At 46.1% G+C, this 18,314-nt stretch carries 18 protein-coding genes; 12 read left to right on the top strand and 6 right to left on the bottom strand.

Annotated elements, in window-relative coordinates; all coding sequences use genetic code 11:
* Genes AC8GFU_RS01645 through AC8GFU_RS01635 form a run of 3 tightly spaced genes read left to right on the top strand, consistent with a single transcriptional unit; the run spans position 1 to position 2,831 of the window.
* Positions 1-1,116 carry an LCP family protein gene (locus tag AC8GFU_RS01645; protein WP_506626768.1) on the top strand — a complete coding sequence of 372 codons (1,116 nt, stop codon included), beginning with the start codon at positions 1-3 and terminating at the stop codon, positions 1,114-1,116.
* A gap of 10 nt (positions 1,117-1,126) precedes the next feature.
* Complete coding sequence (locus tag AC8GFU_RS01640) at positions 1,127-2,437, top strand: UDP-glucose dehydrogenase family protein (RefSeq protein ID WP_506626767.1); 1,311 nt, start codon at positions 1,127-1,129, stop codon at positions 2,435-2,437.
* Positions 2,361-2,831, top strand: coding sequence for a CoA-binding protein (locus AC8GFU_RS01635; protein WP_506626766.1), 471 nt, complete (start codon positions 2,361-2,363; stop codon positions 2,829-2,831). The genes AC8GFU_RS01640 and AC8GFU_RS01635 overlap by 77 nt, the downstream gene beginning before the upstream one ends.
* Here AC8GFU_RS01635 and purE read toward each other — a convergent pair.
* Genes purE through AC8GFU_RS01620 form a run of 3 tightly spaced genes read right to left on the bottom strand, consistent with a single transcriptional unit; the run spans position 2,828 to position 5,202 of the window.
* Positions 2,828-3,334, bottom strand: coding sequence for a 5-(carboxyamino)imidazole ribonucleotide mutase (gene purE, locus AC8GFU_RS01630; protein WP_506626765.1), 507 nt, complete (start codon positions 3,332-3,334; stop codon positions 2,828-2,830). The two genes, AC8GFU_RS01635 and purE, sit on opposite strands and share 4 nt — an antisense overlap.
* Positions 3,327-4,439 (bottom strand): 5-(carboxyamino)imidazole ribonucleotide synthase, encoded by a 1,113-nt coding sequence (locus AC8GFU_RS01625; protein WP_506626764.1) that lies wholly within the window; start codon positions 4,437-4,439, stop codon positions 3,327-3,329. The genes purE and AC8GFU_RS01625 overlap by 8 nt, the downstream gene beginning before the upstream one ends.
* 4 nt (positions 4,440-4,443) lie before the next feature.
* Complete coding sequence (locus AC8GFU_RS01620; protein WP_506626763.1) at positions 4,444-5,202, bottom strand: biotin--[acetyl-CoA-carboxylase] ligase; 759 nt, start codon at positions 5,200-5,202, stop codon at positions 4,444-4,446.
* An 18-nt stretch (positions 5,203-5,220) separates the two neighbouring features.
* On the opposite strand from AC8GFU_RS01620, the gene AC8GFU_RS01615 reads away from it, so the two are divergent.
* The 8 genes from AC8GFU_RS01615 to AC8GFU_RS01580 are packed head-to-tail and all read left to right on the top strand — an operon-like array spanning position 5,221 to position 14,192.
* Positions 5,221-6,792: an acyl-CoA carboxylase subunit beta gene (locus tag AC8GFU_RS01615; protein WP_506626762.1), complete on the top strand. Its 1,572-nt coding sequence runs from the start codon at positions 5,221-5,223 to the stop codon at positions 6,790-6,792.
* Positions 6,792-6,974 carry an acyl-CoA carboxylase subunit epsilon gene (locus AC8GFU_RS01610; protein ID WP_506626761.1) on the top strand — a complete coding sequence of 61 codons (183 nt, stop codon included), beginning with the start codon at positions 6,792-6,794 and terminating at the stop codon, positions 6,972-6,974. The genes AC8GFU_RS01615 and AC8GFU_RS01610 overlap by 1 nt, the downstream gene beginning before the upstream one ends.
* Before the next feature lie 2 nt (positions 6,975-6,976).
* Positions 6,977-7,579 carry a Maf family protein gene (locus AC8GFU_RS01605; RefSeq protein WP_506626760.1) on the top strand — a complete coding sequence of 201 codons (603 nt, stop codon included), beginning with the start codon at positions 6,977-6,979 and terminating at the stop codon, positions 7,577-7,579.
* Positions 7,576-9,294 carry an acetyl/propionyl/methylcrotonyl-CoA carboxylase subunit alpha gene (locus AC8GFU_RS01600; RefSeq protein WP_506626759.1) on the top strand — a complete coding sequence of 573 codons (1,719 nt, stop codon included), beginning with the start codon at positions 7,576-7,578 and terminating at the stop codon, positions 9,292-9,294. The genes AC8GFU_RS01605 and AC8GFU_RS01600 overlap by 4 nt, the downstream gene beginning before the upstream one ends.
* A gap of 51 nt (positions 9,295-9,345) precedes the next feature.
* Positions 9,346-10,962 (top strand): phospho-sugar mutase, encoded by a 1,617-nt coding sequence (locus tag AC8GFU_RS01595; RefSeq protein WP_506626758.1) that lies wholly within the window; start codon positions 9,346-9,348, stop codon positions 10,960-10,962.
* Positions 10,959-11,906: a deoxyribose-phosphate aldolase gene (deoC, locus tag AC8GFU_RS01590; protein WP_506626757.1), complete on the top strand. Its 948-nt coding sequence runs from the start codon at positions 10,959-10,961 to the stop codon at positions 11,904-11,906. Before AC8GFU_RS01595 ends, deoC begins: the two co-directional genes overlap by 4 nt.
* Positions 11,906-13,357 carry an aldehyde dehydrogenase family protein gene (locus AC8GFU_RS01585; RefSeq protein WP_506626756.1) on the top strand — a complete coding sequence of 484 codons (1,452 nt, stop codon included), beginning with the start codon at positions 11,906-11,908 and terminating at the stop codon, positions 13,355-13,357. The genes deoC and AC8GFU_RS01585 overlap by 1 nt, the downstream gene beginning before the upstream one ends.
* Complete coding sequence (locus AC8GFU_RS01580; protein WP_506626755.1) at positions 13,350-14,192, top strand: aldehyde dehydrogenase family protein; 843 nt, start codon at positions 13,350-13,352, stop codon at positions 14,190-14,192. The genes AC8GFU_RS01585 and AC8GFU_RS01580 overlap by 8 nt, the downstream gene beginning before the upstream one ends.
* 4 nt (positions 14,193-14,196) lie before the next feature.
* On the opposite strand, the gene AC8GFU_RS01575 is transcribed toward AC8GFU_RS01580, so the two are convergent.
* Positions 14,197-15,141: a nucleoside hydrolase gene (locus AC8GFU_RS01575; protein ID WP_506626754.1), complete on the bottom strand. Its 945-nt coding sequence runs from the start codon at positions 15,139-15,141 to the stop codon at positions 14,197-14,199.
* A gap of 18 nt (positions 15,142-15,159) precedes the next feature.
* Between AC8GFU_RS01575 and rbsK the strand changes: the two genes are divergently transcribed.
* Positions 15,160-16,056, top strand: a complete 897-nt coding sequence (gene rbsK, locus AC8GFU_RS01570) for a ribokinase (RefSeq protein ID WP_506626753.1) — start codon at positions 15,160-15,162, stop codon at positions 16,054-16,056.
* Here the strand turns inward: rbsK and AC8GFU_RS01565 are convergent.
* Positions 16,029-17,213, bottom strand: coding sequence for a cytochrome P450 (locus AC8GFU_RS01565; RefSeq protein WP_506626752.1), 1,185 nt, complete (start codon positions 17,211-17,213; stop codon positions 16,029-16,031). The genes rbsK and AC8GFU_RS01565 overlap by 28 nt on opposite strands.
* Positions 17,210-18,307, bottom strand: coding sequence for an adenosine deaminase (locus AC8GFU_RS01560; RefSeq protein ID WP_506626751.1), 1,098 nt, complete (start codon positions 18,305-18,307; stop codon positions 17,210-17,212). Before AC8GFU_RS01560 ends, AC8GFU_RS01565 begins: the two co-directional genes overlap by 4 nt.
* Positions 18,308-18,314 lie beyond the last annotated feature (7 nt).

Raw genomic sequence — 18,314 nt, 5'->3', positions numbered from 1 at the left:
GTGAAATCAACGCGGGCAATTCGGATTATTACCTCACTATCTGTGGGAGTCGTCCTTATCTCCGCATTTTCTTGGTTAGGACTAGGACAGGTCAGCGGTGCGATCGATCGCATTGATGTATTTGGAACCCTGAAATCCCGCCCCGATAAACCAAATCGCGCACTGAACTACCTATTAGTTGGAGCAGATACCCGCGAAGGTTTAACAAAAGAGCAGTTGAAGTTGCTGCGCGTCGGAAGTACCAAGACCGCAGCTGGCTCACGATCAGACACAATGTTGTTGGTTCATATTTCTAAGTCTCGCGATAAGGCAACGATCATTTCGATTCCACGCGATTCACTTGTCACTATTCCTGAACATGTTTCATCACTAGATAAGACTCGCATCGTTCCTGCTGCAAAAGGAAAGATCAATGCAGCATTTGCTTGGGGTGGTGCTCCTCTTTTAATTCAGACCATTGAAAATGAATCTGGTGTTCGCATTGATCACTACATTGAAATTGGTTTTGCTGGTTTTGCAGGAATGGTTGATGCACTAGGCGGAATTGAAGTATGTACTAAGCGCGACATTAATGACCCAGGTAGTCACCTAGTTTTAGCTGCCGGCGTTCATACATTAGATGGTGTTGAAGCACTTAAGTATGTTCGTACCCGTGATTTTGATGGAATGGGCGACCTTGGTCGTATGCAACGTCAACAGCAGTTCATGAGCGCGGTTCTTCGTAAGGTGACAAGTACTGGCGTTCTGCTAAATCCAATTAAGTTGGTTAATTTCTTTAACGCTGCAATTGCAACTGTAAAGACAGATTCAGAGCTCAATGAAAGCGATCTCCTGACTCTTGCAAAGCAGATGAAAAATCTTTCACCAAGCAAGATGCGTACTTTGACAATCCCATTGGGCAATGCAAATGCCCGAGTTCCAGGATTGGGATCTGTCGTAACGTGGGATTCAGTACTTGCACCTGAATTATTCAATCGCTTACGCGAGGATTTACCACTTACAGATGAGGTAACCCCATCTCCATCAGCGTCATCGAGCACATCAGCAAAGCCAACTGTGATCGATAAATTTAAGACTCGTACCGCTGATGAAAACCCTTGCGGGGCTCTGAAGTAAACTCCCCCACATGACTTTAACTCTCTCGGTAGTTGGCTGCGGATATCTCGGAGCCACCCATGCAGCTTGTATGTCCTCACTTGGATTCACTGTTGTAGGCGTAGACACAGATCCTGAAAAGGTCGCGTTGCTACAAAGCGGAAAGCTTCCTTTCTACGAGCCAGGACTAGACACACTTCTAGAGCAAGAGATGAAAACTGGTCGCCTTTCATTCACAACTGATTTTTCAGCGGTGAAGGATGCAGATGTTCACTTTGTTTGTGTTGGAACACCGCAGAGCAAAGATGGATTAGCAGCAGATCTGACTTACGTTAAATCTGCAGTTGCTGCAATTGCCCCTCATTTGAAAGAGGGATCACTTGTAGTTGGTAAATCAACTGTCCCAGTTGGAACGGCGCAAGGTTTACGCGCAGAACTTTCTAAGATTGCACCACAAGCGGATCTAGCCTGGAACCCAGAGTTCTTGCGTGAAGGTTTTGCTGTTGAAGATACTTTGACTCCCAACCGTTTAGTTGTTGGTGTTGCAAATGATCGCGCAGAAGAAATCCTTAAAGAGGTTTATGAACCTGTAATTGCACTTGGTACTCCATGGATCCGTGCAGATCTTCCAACATCTGAATTGGTAAAGGTTGCAGCAAACTCATTCCTTGCAACAAAGATTTCATTTATTAACGCAATGGCTGAGGTGTGCGAGGCAGCTGGTGGAGATGTGACTGTCCTTGCAAAGGCGATTGGTTACGATCCACGTATTGGAAATCGTTTCTTGCAAGCCGGTATTGGCTTTGGTGGCGGCTGTCTTCCAAAGGATATTCGTGCATTTATGGCACGTGCTGAAGAGCTTGGTGCAAAACAAGCCCTTGAGTTCTTGCGCGAGATCGATGCGATCAACCTTCGTGCACGTCAACGTGTAATCGATGTTGTTCGCGGCGAACTGTCAGAGGATTTAACGAAGTACAAAATTGCTGTCTTAGGTGCGACATTTAAGCCTGACAGCGATGATGTGCGTGACTCCCCAGCTCTAGATATCGCTGCACAACTTCATGCAGCAGGTGCCGACATTGTTGTTCATGATCCTCAAGGCATCGAACCTGCTCGAAAGCGTTTCCCAACACTTAAGTACGCCGAAGTGGTTAATGACGCTGTCAAAGATGCTGATTTGATCCTGCATTTAACTGAATGGAAGGAGTACCGCCAGATTGATCCGGTGGCGCTTGGTTCATTAGTAAAGGGCAAAATCATTATTGATGGTCGCAATATGCTCGATCGCACAATGTGGCGTAACGCTGGCTGGAAGTTCCACGCATTGGGTCGCACCGATTAATAGCAAGGAAACAATTGATGCGGTCCTAGCGTTAAAAACTTGGGCTGTAGTTGGACTTGGTAATAATCCTGAACGTGCAGCCTTTGGAGTAGCAAAACTTTTGCAAGACAAGGGGCACAGAATTATTCCTGTGTATCCACGTGCTGAAAAGGTTCATGGCGAAGCAGGTTATAAAACTCTCGCTGATATTCCAGAACAGGTAGATGTAGTTGATTGCTTTGTAAACTCAAAGTTAGTCGGCAAGGTTGTTGATGAAGCGATTGCAGTCGGTGCAAAGGCTGTGTGGTTGCAGTTAGATGTTATCGATCATGACGCGGTTGCACGCGCACAAGCTGCAGGATTACTTACTGTGATGGATCGCTGCCCAGCAATTGAGTATCGGGCTAGAGCTTAGAAACCAGTTTTGTGATTACGGCGAGCCTTTAAATTCTCGCCCTTTTCCTTTGCAACTGCATTAATCTCTTTTAAACCAGCTGCAACCTTCGCAGATATTGCAGCATCAGCTACTCCAAGAATTCGAGCTGCTAATAACGCTGCGTTCTTTGCATTGCCCACACCGACAGTTGCAACAGGAACACCTGCTGGCATTTGAACGATAGATAGAAGTGAATCCATTCCATCAAGATTTTTAAGTGCAACAGGAACACCAATGACTGGAAGTGTTGTCAGTGATGCAACCATTCCGGGTAAATGGGCAGCGCCACCTGCACCAGCAATAATTACTTTGTAACCCTTTGCTTGTGCTGTTTGAGAAAACTCAACCATTTCAAGTGGCATGCGGTGTGCGGATACAACATCTGCTGTGTAAGAAATTCCCAAGCCATCGAGCACCTTTGCGGCATCTTCCATCGTTGGCCAATCAGAGTCTGATCCCATGATGATTGCTACATCACTCATCGATTTCTCCGCTCATGTAATCCAGGGCATGCTGCACTTCGTGGGTTAATTCTACGAGGTCTTCACCCAACAAAGTTACGTGCCCAATCTTTCGACCTGGGCGGACATCCTTCTTGTAATGATGGAAGTTAAGCGCAGGCGTGCGTGCCATTAAATGTAAATAGGGACGGTACATATCTGTCTTTTCTCCACCTAAGACATTGCCCATTACAGCAATAGGTGCGGTCATCGACGGATCTCCTAGCGGCAGATCAAGTACTGCGCGGAGATGTTGTTCGAACTGACTTGTATGCGAACCTTCAATAGTCCAGTGTCCTGAGTTATGAGGACGCATTGCTAACTCATTGATGAACAACTGATCACCTTTAACAAACATCTCAACAGCCATGACCCCAACTACGTTCACTTCAGCTGCAACATCTAATGCAAGTTTTTGTGCTCTTTCACTTAATGCCACAGATAATTGAGGTGCTGGTGAAACTGTCATCACGCAAATTCCATCTTTTTGCACAGTTTGGGTTGGAGCCCAGGTAGTTGCTTGCCCGTGTGGTGATCGTGCAACCATGACAGCTATTTCGTAATCAAAAGCGATTAACTCTTCAACAAGTAACTTGCCGGTTTGTTTCAGTAGTTCGGATAGCTCTGATTGTGAATTAACTTTCCAGACACCTCGACCGTCATACCCACCTGAAATTGCCTTTGCAATTACTGGATACTCCGAAACAGTTGATGCATCAGCAACAATCTGAAATTTTGGCGCTGGATACGCATGTAATTTTTCCCGCATCGCCGCTTTATCTTGTGAATAAATAAAAGATGCAGATGATGGGCGCACAACCACACCTTCGGCTTCAAGTGTCTTAATAATGCTAAGCGGGATTAATTCATGTTCAAAAGTCACTACATCACACTTGCTTGCAAAGGCCCGCACAGTTTCGAGATCTGTGTAATCACCAACAATGTGATTAGTTATCTGCGCTCCAGAGTCATTGCTATCTGCTGCTAATAAAAGTAGATCTACACCTAATGCGGTTGCAGGAGCGATACTCATTCGAGCAAGTTGGCCAGCGCCGATAACTCCGACTGTAGGAAAGGCTTTGCTCACTGACTTATCGTAGATGAATTACATCGGCTGATTGAACATGAGTTCCATCATCTAAGACCAAGGCGCCTGTATCTGAAATCGATTCGGCGGTAGCCACATGAGATTCTCCACCTGGATACTCGACTCGAACCTCATTACCCAAGGTCGCACTCATGTGTAGATACAGCGGTTGAACCTCATCTATGCCTTGATCCCACTGCAGAAAATGCTCTTCAAACTCTTCGAGGATTTCGCACAACAGTTGATCACGAGTCAGATCAACTCCACCTTGAAGTAACAAAGAGGTAGCTGTTTCAACTGGAAGTTCACTTTCTTCCATTCCAACATTTACGCCAATTCCAACAACTACTCCATCGCCCACAACTTCAGCAATCAAGCCTGAAACTTTTTTACCATTAATCAAAATATCGTTAGGCCATTTTATTTTCGCATGAAAAGCATGCAGTGATTGCGCAACGCTGTAACCGGCGATCAAAGGAATCCATCCCCAGTCATCACGGTTTCTTTTAGGTTCGATATAAAAAGAAAACAGCAGCGCGCTTCCCTTTGCTGCTTCAAAACTTCTATCTAATCGCCCACGACCTGCGCTTTGATATTCAGCGACAATGACATCGCCGACTTTTGCTTTTCCATCACGCACCAGTTGTGCAAGATCCCCTTGAGTTGTACTCGTGAGTTCAACCACGCTTACCCGCCAGTACTGCGTAATTAATCTATTGATCTCGGCCTGATCAAGCGCTGCTCTTAACAATTCTTTGCCCACAACTAGTACCGTACGCGTATGAGCCGTGATCTGCATACAACTGCCGGAAAAATTGAAGACCTTCGCGATCGTGTCGAGGAGGCTATCCATGCTGGCTCCGAGCGAGCTGTAGAAAAACAACATGCAAAGGGCAAGAAGACCGCTCGTGAGCGTATTGAGATGCTGGTCGATCCAGACTCCTTTACAGAAATTGATGAGTTTGCTCGTCACCGCTCAACTCAATTTGGAATGGAAAAGAACCGCCCTTATGGCGATGGCGTTGTAATCGGAACCGCAACTGTTGATGGTCGACCAATCGCTTTGTACTCACAAGATTTCACAGTTATGGGTGGATCACTTGGCGAAGTTCACGCTGAAAAGATTGTGAAGATCGCAGAGTTTGCATTGAAATCTGGAATTCCTCTAATTGGCATTAATGATTCAGGTGGTGCTCGTATTCAAGAGGGCGTTGCATCTCTTAATGGCTACGGAAAAATCTTCCGGCTAAACACCCGTTCTTCAGGTGTAATTCCGCAAATTTCTTTGATCCTTGGACCATGTGCCGGTGGATCTGCATACTCACCAGCACTTACCGACTTCACGGTTATGGTTAATGAAACATCACACATGTTTATTACCGGTCCAGATGTCATTAAGACGGTAACTGGCGAAGAAGTCGGAATGGAAGAGCTTGGTGGAGCTCGCACTCACAACACCAAAACTGGTAACTCACATTACTTGGCGGAAAATGAAGATGACGCTATTGATTATGTAAAGGCATTGTTGTCGTATCTTCCTTCAAACAATATGGATGCTGCTCCTCATTTGCCGCCAACTGAAACTTTAGAGAAGAAGGCTTCAGATATCGCACTCGATACTCTGATTCCAGATAGCCCAAATCAACCGTATGACATGAAGGTTTTAATTCAAGCCCTAGTTGATGAAGGCGAGTTCCTCGAAGTTCACGCGCTGTACGCTCCAAATATTGTTGTTGGGTTTGCTCGCATGGAAGGCGAATCAATTGGAATAATTGCAAACCAGCCAAATCAACTTGCTGGCACTTTAGATATCAATTCAAGTGAAAAAGCAGCACGTTTCTTACGTTTCTGCGATGCATTCAATATTCCAATCTTGACCTTGGTAGATGTTCCAGGTTTCTTGCCTGGTACAGAACAAGAGTGGGATGGAATTATTCGTCGCGGTGCAAAACTGCTTTATGCATACGCCGAAGCATCTGTTCCACTAGTAACTCTTATTACTCGCAAGGCGTATGGCGGTGCATTCATCGTTATGGGCTCAAAGTATCTTGGAAGCGATATCAACTTCGCCTGGCCAAGTGCAGAAATTGCAGTTATGGGTGCGCAAGGTGCAGTAAATATCCTGTACCGCAAAGAGTTAGGTGATGCCAAGGATCCCGAAACTAAGCGTACTGAATTAGTTAAGGATTACAACGAATCATTAGCTAATCCATATTTGGCAGCAGAGCGCGGAACAATTGACACTGTGATTGAGCCAAGCCAATCTCGTGCCTACATCACTAAAGCATTTAGAACTCTAAAAACTAAGCGTGATGTGCTGCCAGCTCGTAAGCACGGAAATATTCCGCTGTAATGCAGTTTGAAATTACTAAGGGAAATCCAACTCCAGAAGAGTTGGCGGCGATTCATGCTGTCATGGCTCAACACAAGCGCGAAGAGCTTAAGCCTGTGATTCGTCGCAGTGTGTACGGTTTACCGCAGCTTCGCCAACCACTTCCCCATCAAATCACCTTTGGTGCAAGAAGGTTTGGATAACCATGCCAACAATAGTTTTAGCATCACAATCAACTAGTCGACGTCGCCTTTTAGAATCAGCTGGACTTAAGCCAACAATTATCGTCAGCAATGTTGATGAAGAAACAGATTTTTTCAATGCGATGACACCTGCCGATATGGTGATCGCTCTTGCTATTACAAAGGCACACACAGTGCGCGAGCAGATTGATTTTCCGGCAATCATTATTGGCTGCGATTCAACCTTTGAATTTGATGGCGCATCACTAGGTAAGCCGGGCACGCCTGATGTAGCAACTGAACGAGCTAAGCGTGTCCGCGGTAACTCAGGCCTGCTTCACACAGGGCACTGCATTATCGACACAGTAAAAGACATTGAAATCTCTGATCGCGTGACTACCAAAGTAACTTTCGATCATATGACTGATGAAGAGATTGCTGATTATGTAGCAACGGAAGAACCGCTTCATGTTGCAGGTGGCTTCACATTAGATGGTTTTAGTTCACCATTTATTCCTTCTATCGAAGGCGATTACACAAATGTAGTCGGAATATCTATGCCCTTTGTTCGTAAAGCATTTGCCCAACTTGGATATACCTGGCCAGAAGCAAAGGTGATGAAATGAAGCGCGTACTAATTGCTAACCGTGGAGAAATCGCACTTCGTGTAATTCGTGCATGCAAGGATCACGGAATTGAAAGTGTTGCTGTTTACTCAGATGAGGATCGCACATCGCTTCATGCTCAAATGGCTGATGCTGCATATTCATTGCATGGCACTACAGCTACCCAAACATATTTAGATATTGAAAAGTTAATTGCAGTTGCAAAGGAATCTGGCGCGGATGCCGTTCACCCTGGCTACGGTTTTCTTTCTGAGAACGCAAACTTTGCTCAAGCTGTTATTGATGCAGGCTTAACGTGGATCGGGCCTCCACCTGAAGCGATTCGTGCGCTAGGTGACAAGGTTTCTGCTCGAAAGATTGCAGCAAAAGCTGGTGCTCCATTAGTTGCTGGAACCAAAGATCCAGTTGCCGGACATGAAGAGGTAACCGCCTTTGCTAAGGAGCATGGGCTTCCTGTTGCAATTAAAGCGGCACACGGTGGTGGTGGACGTGGACTTAAAGTTGCACGCACAATGGAAGAGATTCCAGAGTTATTTGCATCTGCAGTTCGTGAAGCTATTTCAGGTTTTGGACGCGGAGAATGTTTCGTTGAACGCTACCTGGATAAGCCGCGACATGTTGAAACACAGGTTTTGGTCGATAAGCATGGCCATGCTGTTGTAGTCAGTACCCGCGACTGCTCATTGCAACGTCGCCACCAAAAGTTAGTTGAAGAGGCACCCGCACCATTCTTAACTCAAGCACAAAATGATGAGCTGTATCGATCAAGTAAAGCGATCATGAAAGAGGCTGGTTACATCGGCGCCGGAACCTGTGAGTTTCTGGTCGGTCTTGATGGAACTATCTCTTTCCTTGAAGTAAATACCCGCCTGCAGGTAGAACACCCTGTCAGCGAAGAGGTAACAGGTCTTGATCTTGTACGTGAGCAGTTCAGAATTGCTGATGGCGAATCACTTGGTTTTGATGATCCTGAAATTCACGGTCACTCTATTGAATTTCGAATTAACGGAGAAGATCCAGGTCGTTCATTCCTGCCTGCACCAGGACGCATCACTGAATGGGAAATTCCAACAGGTCCAGGTGTTCGTGTAGATGCTGGATTCAAAGGCGGAGACACAATTGGTGGAAACTTTGATTCTCTTCTTGCCAAGTTGATTGTTACTGGTGCAACTCGCGAACAAGCTATCGAACGTGCGCGTCGTGCACTATCTGAGTTTGTTGTCGGTGGTTTAGCAACTGCACTTCCATTCCACCGTGCAATTCTTGAAGATCCTGCTTACACAAAGGATTTCAAGGTGTACACAAGTTACATCGAAAACGAATTCAAAAATCAAATCCCTGCATTTGAATTTACAGAACCACCACTAGAAACGCATATGGCTCCAGAACATCTAGTTACTGAAGTTAATGGAAAACGTTTTGAAATCTTGGTTCATGCACCAAAGCCAGTTGTGAAGCGTCACCGTGCAAAGCAAACAATGGCGGGCGGTTCAAGTGGTGCGGGATTAGTGAGCCCAATGCAAGGCACAGTTGTGAAGATCGCTGTCGAAGAAGGTGCAACGGTTGAAGTTGGCGACTTAATCATTGTTTTGGAAGCGATGAAGATGGAGCAACCATTAATCGCTCATAAAGCTGGCGTTATCGCTAATTTGACCGCAGTTATTGGGACCACCGTTTCTAGTGGAACTAATCTCTGTGACATTATTGATGCGTAAGTAGAGTTTTCAAGACTTTTCAAGGAGTTGTTCCGAAGTTACTCTAGGAGCATGGATCAATCATTAATCGCTGAGGTTGAGGCCTGGATTGCAGATGATCCAGACCCGGTAACCGCTGCACAGTTGCGCCAATGGCTAGACACAAACAACGAAGCAGAACTTCGCGCATCATTTAATGGTTTTCTTCAATTTGGTACCGCTGGTTTGCGTGGGCCTATCCGCCCTGGTCCTTCAGGAATGAACCGTGCAGTTGTTGGTCGCGCTGCATCCGGAATCGTTGCTTACATGAAGGAACGCAATTTAACTTCTGTAGTAATTGGTCGTGATGCGCGTTATGGCTCAGAGGATTACACCTTTGAAACCGCTGAAATTATGAGCGGCGCCGGAATGAAGGTTTATGTCTTGCCACGTCCACTTCCAACTCCGGTGCTGGCATTTGCAACAAATGATTTGGCATGTGATGTCGGAATTATGGTGACGGCAAGTCACAACCCACCGCAAGATAACGGATACAAGGTTTATTTAGGTGGAACAGTTGATGGAATCGAATATCGAGGATCACAAATCGTTTCTCCTACCGATGTATCAATCGCAGAGAAAATTGATGGGATTACTTCATTAAAGGCACAACCACGTGGCAAAGAGTGGACAGTGTTGGGCGAAGATGTCATTGAAAAGTACATTGCACGCACAGCATCTCTTGCCACTAATCCTGGCAATCTGCGAATTGTTTACACCGCGATGCATGGTGTTGGCACTGAAACGATTCAACGCGTATTTCACAAAGCTGGTTTTCAATCGCCGATCCTGGTTGATGCTCAAGCAGCTCCTGATCCTGATTTTCCAACGGTTGCATTTCCAAACCCTGAAGAGCCGGGTGCAATTGATCTTGCCCTTGAAACAGCTAAGAGTTTTGATGCCCATCTAGTAATCGCCAATGATCCTGATGCTGACCGTTGCGCGGCAGCGGTTAATGATCCAATTACCGGCTGGAGAATGCTTCGCGGAGATGAACTAGGGGCGATTTTCGGTGAATCTATTGCTCGCAAGAGCAGCACCGGAATCTTTGCGAACTCAATTGTTTCATCCTCGATCTTGAAGAAGATTGCTGCTCATTACAACCTTGAATTTAAAGAAACTCTTACCGGTTTTAAATGGCTTGCCAAGATCAAGGGTTTGACCTTTGGTTATGAAGAAGCGCTTGGTTATGCAGTTGATGCAGTTACCGTAAATGATAAAGATGGAATTTCTGCCGCTATAACTTTGGCGCAGATTGCAACAGATCTTGCAGCAGAAGGAAAGACAGTGCTTGATCTTCTTGATGAGGTATGGGCACGACATGGTTTCCATGCGACAGAACAGATTTCGATTCGCTTAAGCGATCTATCAAAGGTTGGCGTAATCCTTGGGGGCTTGCGAAACAATCCACCGAAGGAAATTGCAGGACGTACCGTCACTTCGATTGATGATCTTGCTGCACCAACAGATGGCTTGCCTCCAACAGATGGATTACGAATCTGGCTAACTGGTGGGGTTCGAATCATCATCCGCCCAAGTGGCACTGAAGCAAAGATGAAGTGTTACATTGAGGCGATCGAAAAGGATTCAAAGACTGCGCAAGTAGTTCTAGATCAGCTACGTCCACCGTTAAAGGAATTGTTATCGTGAGTTTCTATGGTTTAGTCGATGGTACCGAAGCCTCGCTAAAGAGTTACCTGAACAATCTTTCGGGTGTTGACCAAGTTGGCGCTGAAGCACGCGCTGCGATGCTTGCAACCAGAAGTATTAAAACAACCTCAAAGCGTTGGGCGATCGACACCGCAATCACGATGGTGGATTTAACCACCCTTGAAGGTGCTGATACTCCTGGCAAAGTGAAAGCGCTGTGTACCAAAGCGGTACGCCCAGATCCCACAGATTCAACTGTTCCAAGTGTTGGAGCTGTCTGCGTTTACAACGATATGGTCGAAATTGCGCGTAAACACCTTGATTTAATTGGGGGGCAGCATGTGCCAGTTGCAGCGGTTTCAACGGCATTTCCATCAGGTCGCGCATCGATGGCGGTCAAGATTCAAGATACACAAGATGCAATCAACGCCGGTGCTGCTGAAATCGACATGGTCATTGATCGTGGAGCTTTCTTAGCTGGCCGATACATCGATGTATTTAATGAGATTGTTCAAATCCGCGAAGTGTGTGGCGATAAGGTGCATTTAAAGGTGATCTTTGAAACCGGCGAATTGGTCACATATGACAATGTTCGTAAGGCATCATTCTTGGCAATGGCAGCTGGTGCGGATTTCATTAAGACTTCCACTGGAAAGGTTGCACCCGCTGCAACTCCCCCAGTTGTTCTTGTCATGCTTGAAGCGGTTCGTGATTTCTACGAGATGACGCAGACTCGCATCGGTGTGAAACCTGCAGGTGGAATCCGAAATACAAAGGATGCGATCAAGCAATTAGTCTTGGTCAACGAAACCGTTGGACCAGAGTGGCTCAATCCTCAGTTATTTAGAATTGGTGCCAGTGCGTTGCTCAACGATCTACTTATGCAACGCATGAAGATGGATGATGGTTATTACTCAAGCCCGCAGTATGTGACGATGGATTAATGGAGACAACTATGACCTTCGAATATGCACCAGCGCCTGAATCACGCGCAATTGTCACAATCAAGCCAAAGTATGGACATTTCATCGGCGGAAAGTTTGTTGCAGGCAGCAAGCACTTCCCCACTATTAACCCTGCGACTGAAGAGGTTTTAAGTCAGGTTGCACTTGCCGGTAAAGCTGAAGTTGATGCAGCTGTAAAGGCAGCTCGTAAGGCGTACACAACTACCTGGTCAAAGATGTCTGGCAAAGAGCGCGGAAAGTACTTGTATCGCATCGCTCGCATCATGCAGGAGCGTGCCCGCGAATTTGCAGTGCTAGAGACTCTCGATAACGGCAAGCCGATCCGCGAATCACGCGACACTGATATTCCTTTGGCAGCAGCACACTTTTTCTATCACGCAGGTTGGGCAGACAAACTTGAATATGCAGGTCTTGGTACTTCTCCAAAACCGCTCGGCGTTGCTGGTCAAATTATTCCGTGGAACTTTCCACTATTGATGCTGGCCTGGAAGGTTGCTCCTGCACTTGCTGCAGGAAATACCGTTGTACTAAAGCCTGCTGAATCAACGCCATTAACCGCTTTGCTCTTTGCTGAAGTGTGCCAACAAGCAGAACTACCTGCAGGTGTAGTCAATATTCTTACAGGTGATGGTTCAACTGGTGCTTTGATTGTTAACCATCCTGGTATCGACAAGATCGCATTCACAGGATCAACAGAAGTCGGAAAGATTATTGCTCGCGCAGTTGCACCAACTAATAAGAGCGTGACACTGGAACTCGGTGGCAAAGCTGCAAATATTGTTTTTGATGATGCACCAATCGATGAAACCGTGGAAGGTATCGTCAACGGAATCTTCTTCAACCAGGGACATGTGTGCTGCGCTGGCTCACGTCTGCTGTTGCAAGAAAGCGTTGCTGATGAAGTTCTGCACAAGTTAAAGAATCGTATGGAAAAGATCCGTGTTGGTGATCCAATGGATAAAAACACAGATGTGGGTGCAATTAACAGCAAGGAACAACTTGCAAAGATTGTTGAGCTCGCAGCTGCTGGAGATTCTGAAGGCGCTGAACGTTGGAGCCCAGCATGTAATCTGCCAGCAAAGGGGTTCTGGTTTGCACCAACAATCTTTACCGGTGTTACACAAGCGCACCGCATTGCACGTGAAGAGATCTTCGGACCTGTTCTCTCAGTTCTTACCTTTAGAACTCCACAAGAGGCGATAGAAAAGGCGAATAACACCCCCTTTGGCCTATCTGCGGGCATCTGGAGCGAGAAGGGATCGCGCACATTGTGGGCATCTCAGCAGCTTCGTGCAGGTGTTATCTGGGCAAATACCTTTAATAAGTTTGATCCAACCTCACCATTTGGTGGATATAAGGAATCGGGGTGGGGTCGCGAAGGCGGACGTCACGGCCTGTCTGCATATTTGAAGGGAGTCAGCCATGAGTAATCGCATCGATGTGAAGAAGACTTACAAGTTGTACATCAATGGCGCATTCCCTCGCACCGAATCTGGTCGCACCTACGAAGTTAAGAATGCAAAGGGCGTATTTGTTGCTAATCCATGTCTTGCATCTCGCAAAGATTTACGTGATGCAGTAGTTGCAGCTCGTGCAGCACATAGTGGCTGGAACAAGGCAACTGCGTATAACCGTGGACAGATCCTGTATCGAATTGCAGAAATGCTTGAAGGTCGACGTGGGCAGTTTGTAGAAGAGATCATGAATGTTACTGGTGCAACTAAAGCGAAGGCTGAAAAGGAAGTTACAGATTCAGTAGATCGTTTAGTGTGGTACGCCGGCTGGACAGACAAGATTGCATCTTTAGCAGGATCAACAAACCCAGTTGCTGGTCCTTTCTATAACTTTACAATTCCAGAAAGCATTGGAGTTGTTGCTGCTATCGCGCCAGAGACTCCATCGTTACTTGGATTGATCGATGTTGTAGCGCCAATCATTACCTCAGGAAATACCGTTATTGTCTTGGCAAGTTCAAAAGCACCACTTTCTGCAATGACATTTGCAGAGGTGCTTGCAACCAGCGACCTGCCAGCAGGTGTCATCAATATCTTGACCGGTAAAAAAGATGAGATTGCACCATGGATGGCATCGCACATGGATATTGATGCACTAGATATATCTGGACTGCCTGCAAAGCAGCATGCGGATATCAAGGTAGCCGGAGCTGAAAACCTGAAACGGATCTACTCATTTAAATCTGCAGATCCAGGTCGCATCATTGCCTTTATGGAAGCCAAAACTGTTTGGCATCCAATAGGCCTCTAAACCCTTAAGAATTAACGGTTTTTAGCCACAATTTCACGACCGCATCAACATCTAGATCAAGGGCTACGCGCACCTTTGCAGAATCCTCTAGATCAAGTGGTTCTAACTGCTTTAGCCATGCATCACGACGATCAACAATTGTCTGACCACGTGCAGGGCCAGCTGACGTATCAACAACGACATCAAACAATTCTGTTGTAAATAGTTCTGGCTGAATCGCAAAAGCGACCGCACCGTAATCTCCCAATGAAATTGGGTCTGTACGAACCTGCTCCATAAAGCCAAGAGCAAGTGATCCAGCAAATTGAGATGAAGGCTTGTCTGACTTGCTCATTGCAGTCGCTTCTTCTCGACCAACAGTTGGACGCATAAAGACATCTAATCCATACATCGAAATTGGTACGCCGCTCTGGAAAACAATTGCGGCAGCCTCTGGGTCATGCCACACATTAAATTCTGCGGCAGCGGTTGCATTTCCGGCGGATGCAGACCCGCCCATCAATACGATGCGATGAATCTTCTTTGCGGTCTCAGGAAATGCTCGCAAGAACAGGGCAATGTTTGTTAAGGGAGCAACGGGAACAATTGTGACGGGTTCAGTTGATTCTTCAATCAAATCACGCAGTAATTCAACAGCGCTACGAGGATCTACCTTGCGGTGGGATGGAGCAATTCCGAGATCGCACATTCCATCTTTTCCATGAACATATTCGGCGTATTGACTCTTGCCCAATAATGGGCGAACAGCTCCACGAGCAACAGGGATATCCCCTGCGCCAGCTGCATCCAACACTTTAAATGTATTGGCAACCACTTGATCAACATTGGTATTGCCATCTACGCAGGTAATACCCAGGAGGTTGATATCTGGATGCATCGCTGCAAACAGAACAGCAAAGGCATCATCTACGCCGGTATCTACATCCATAATGATTGAAGTTTTGGTCATAACGGCTAGCCTAGCGTTATGAGACCTGCAGTAATAGCCGTCGTAGGCAGTGCAATGATGGATTTAACCGCTTATGCCGATGTCCTTCCTGAAGCTGGTCAAACCTTAGCGGGGCAGCTTTTCACAACAGGTTTTGGTGGAAAAGGTGCAAACCAAGCGGTTATGGCAGCCCATTGTGGCGCAGAAGTTCACTTCATCGGAAAACTTGGCAACGATGTATTCGGCACCGCAATCGCTGATAATTTTGTAAAGGTTGGAATTAATTCGCAGTACGTTGATCGAAGCGAGACACCTAATGGAGTTGCCCATATTTGGGTAGATGGCCGCGGAGAAAACCGGATCATCATTATTCCTGGAGCAAACCACGAAATAGAGATCTCTCGAGCTGTTGCTGCCATCAATTCAATTGCAGAGCTACAGATCGTTGTAGCTCAATGTGAAATTAAGCAAGAAGTCACAATCGCAGCATTCAAAGCTGCGAAAGCTCGCGGGTGCACAACAATTTTAAACCCTGCTCCATATCAAGAATTATCTGCTGAGTTACTTCAACTTACAGATTGGTTGATCCCCAACGAAACGGAATTCCGCGAACTACATGGTTCTTTGCCGACTAGCGATGATGTATTGAAAAGCTTTAGACCCGGCAAGAGTTCGATAGTCACATTAGGTAGCGAAGGCGCTGTTTACATCAGCCCGCAAGGCGAACTTCATCGCGTCAGCGCACCAAAGTTAACCGCCGTCGATACAACGGGTGCAGGTGATTCATTTGTAGGAAGTTTTGCTTACTCGCTTGCAAGCGGAAAAGATCCAATTGAAGCTATGAGCTTTGGAATTAAGGTTGCATCCCTGAGCGTTACCCGCAAAGGTGCACAATCTTCATACCCAGATCAAGCAGAGATCGCGACACTTTCATAACCTCGTAATACAAAGGTCGGTCGTCGAACAGCTTCTCCTGCTAATTGCATAGTGGGGAATCTTTCCCACAGCGCAGGTAATGAAACGCTCATTTCAAGACGAGCAAGCGGAGCACCCAAACAGAAGTGAATTCCCGCGCCAAAACCAATATGTGGATTTGGATCACGGGTTAAATCCATCATTTCAGGGCTAGAAAAGACTGTTTCATCATGGTTTGCAGAGCCAATAAGGGCGGCAATCTTTTGCCCTTCCCTAATAGCAACTCCCCCAAGTTCGGTATCTGCTGTTGCTGTTCGCTCAAACAGGTGAAGTGGTGCATCAAAACGCATGAACTCTTCAAGCGCGGTATCTGTAACACCACGAGGATTTTCGCGAAGTAGCTTCACTTGATCAGGACGCTGTAATGCCGCAACCATGCCATTTCCAAATGCGTTCACACTTGCCTCATGCCCTGCATTTAATAGCAAGACACAGGTAGCAACCAGCTCGTGCATGTTCAGCTTTTCACCATTTTCTTCAACACTTGCTAGATCTGAAATTAAATCTTGACCCGGGTTCTTCTTACGCTTTTCAGCTAAATCACGAACGTAATCTGCAAACTCTCGTGCGGCCTGCTTTGCCTCGTTCTGATATTGAACACTTGGATTTACTTCATACATCTTTACAATCGCCTGTGACCACGGGCGAAGTAGATGTTCTTCCGTTTCCGGGAATCCCAAAAGATCGGCAATAATCTTTACTGGCAAAGGCTCTGCATAATCTGCAATCAAATCAAATGTTTGACCTGATTTAACTTTGGCATCAATTGCATCTAATAATTGATCGGTGATGCGGCCAACTGCAGGACGCATACCTTCGATCTTTTGACGATTAAATGCCTTGGCAACTAATGAACGCAAACGAGTGTGCTTTGGAGGCTCGCTATCTAGAATTGAATCTGCGTGTAACCAGTTGAAAATCTCCCACTCAAATTCAGGGCTCTTTTCCTTAAAGATTCTGCCCAAAGATTTATTGCGAAATACATCATTAGCATCTGCATGGCGTGCAGCTAAAAACATCTGCAGACCTTCGTGCCAAACTGGTTGGCCAACTGTGCGAAGTTCTTTGAGCGCAGGATATGGATTTTCTACAAAGGCTGAATCGTTGAAATCAATCATGAAGCAGCTGACACCTTTGCATACCCTGGCTTAATGACCTGCTCGATAATCTTTAAACGCTCTGGATAAGGGATAAATGCGCTCTTCATAGCGTTAATCGTGACTCTTTGGAGCTCAGTAAAGCTCCAATTAAAGGCTTTAACCGCCTCCTCCATCTCAAAGGATAAAGAGGTTTGGCTCATCAAACGGTTATCGGTATTTAAAGTTACGCGAAAACGTAACTTCTCCAATGCTCCAATTGGATGCTCTGCATAACTGGCAGCTGCACCTGTTTGAAGATTTGAGGTTGGACATAGTTCTAGTGGAATTCGACGATCGCGAACATACGATGCAAGGCGACCGAGCTTTGGTTCAGGACCAGAAAAGTCGATGTCATCGATAATTCGTACTCCGTGACCTAAGCGTTCGGCTCCGCAGAGTTGGATCGCTTCCCAGATTGATGGGAGTCCGTACGCTTCACCAGCATGGATAGTAAAATGGGCATCTTCTTTACGAAGATAATCAAAAGTATCTTTTTGATCAGACGGCGGGAAACCATCTTCAGGACCAGCGATATCAAATCCGACCACTCCTTTATCTCGGTACTTCACAACTAGTTCGGCAACCTCTTGAGATTTTTTGTTTTGACGCATTCCACACAAAAGTGAACGCACAACAATTGGATGACCTTCAGCTGCTGCTTCTTTCATACCAATTTCATAACCTTCAATTGTTGCCTCAACGACATCTGCCATTGATAAACCTTTTTCAGTGAAAAGTTCAGGTGCTCCACGAACTTCGGCGTACACAACTCCATCACGGGCTAAATCAAGAGCGCATTCACGGGCTACTCGAACAATGTCTTCACGGCGTTGCATTACTGCGATTGTGTGAGAAAAGGTTTCTAGGTATCGAACCAATGAGCCTGAATCACATGATTCACGGAACCAGGTTGCGAGTTCAGCTGCATCATGTGTTGGAAGAGCGGTGTAACCAATCTCTTGAGCAATATCAATAATTGTTTGCGGGCGAAGTCCTCCATCAAGGTGATCATGCAACATCACCTTAGGAACTAATTTGATTTGCTCCTTTGTAGGAATACTTGTCATCGACATGTGATTG

The organism is Planktophila warneckei (SeqCode) (assembly GCF_965234675.1).
GTDB classification, from domain to species: domain Bacteria; phylum Actinomycetota; class Actinomycetes; order Nanopelagicales; family Nanopelagicaceae; genus Planktophila; species Planktophila warneckei.
The sequence above is the reverse complement of the archived record's forward strand: the minus strand, read 5'-3'. Positions and strand labels throughout refer to the sequence as shown.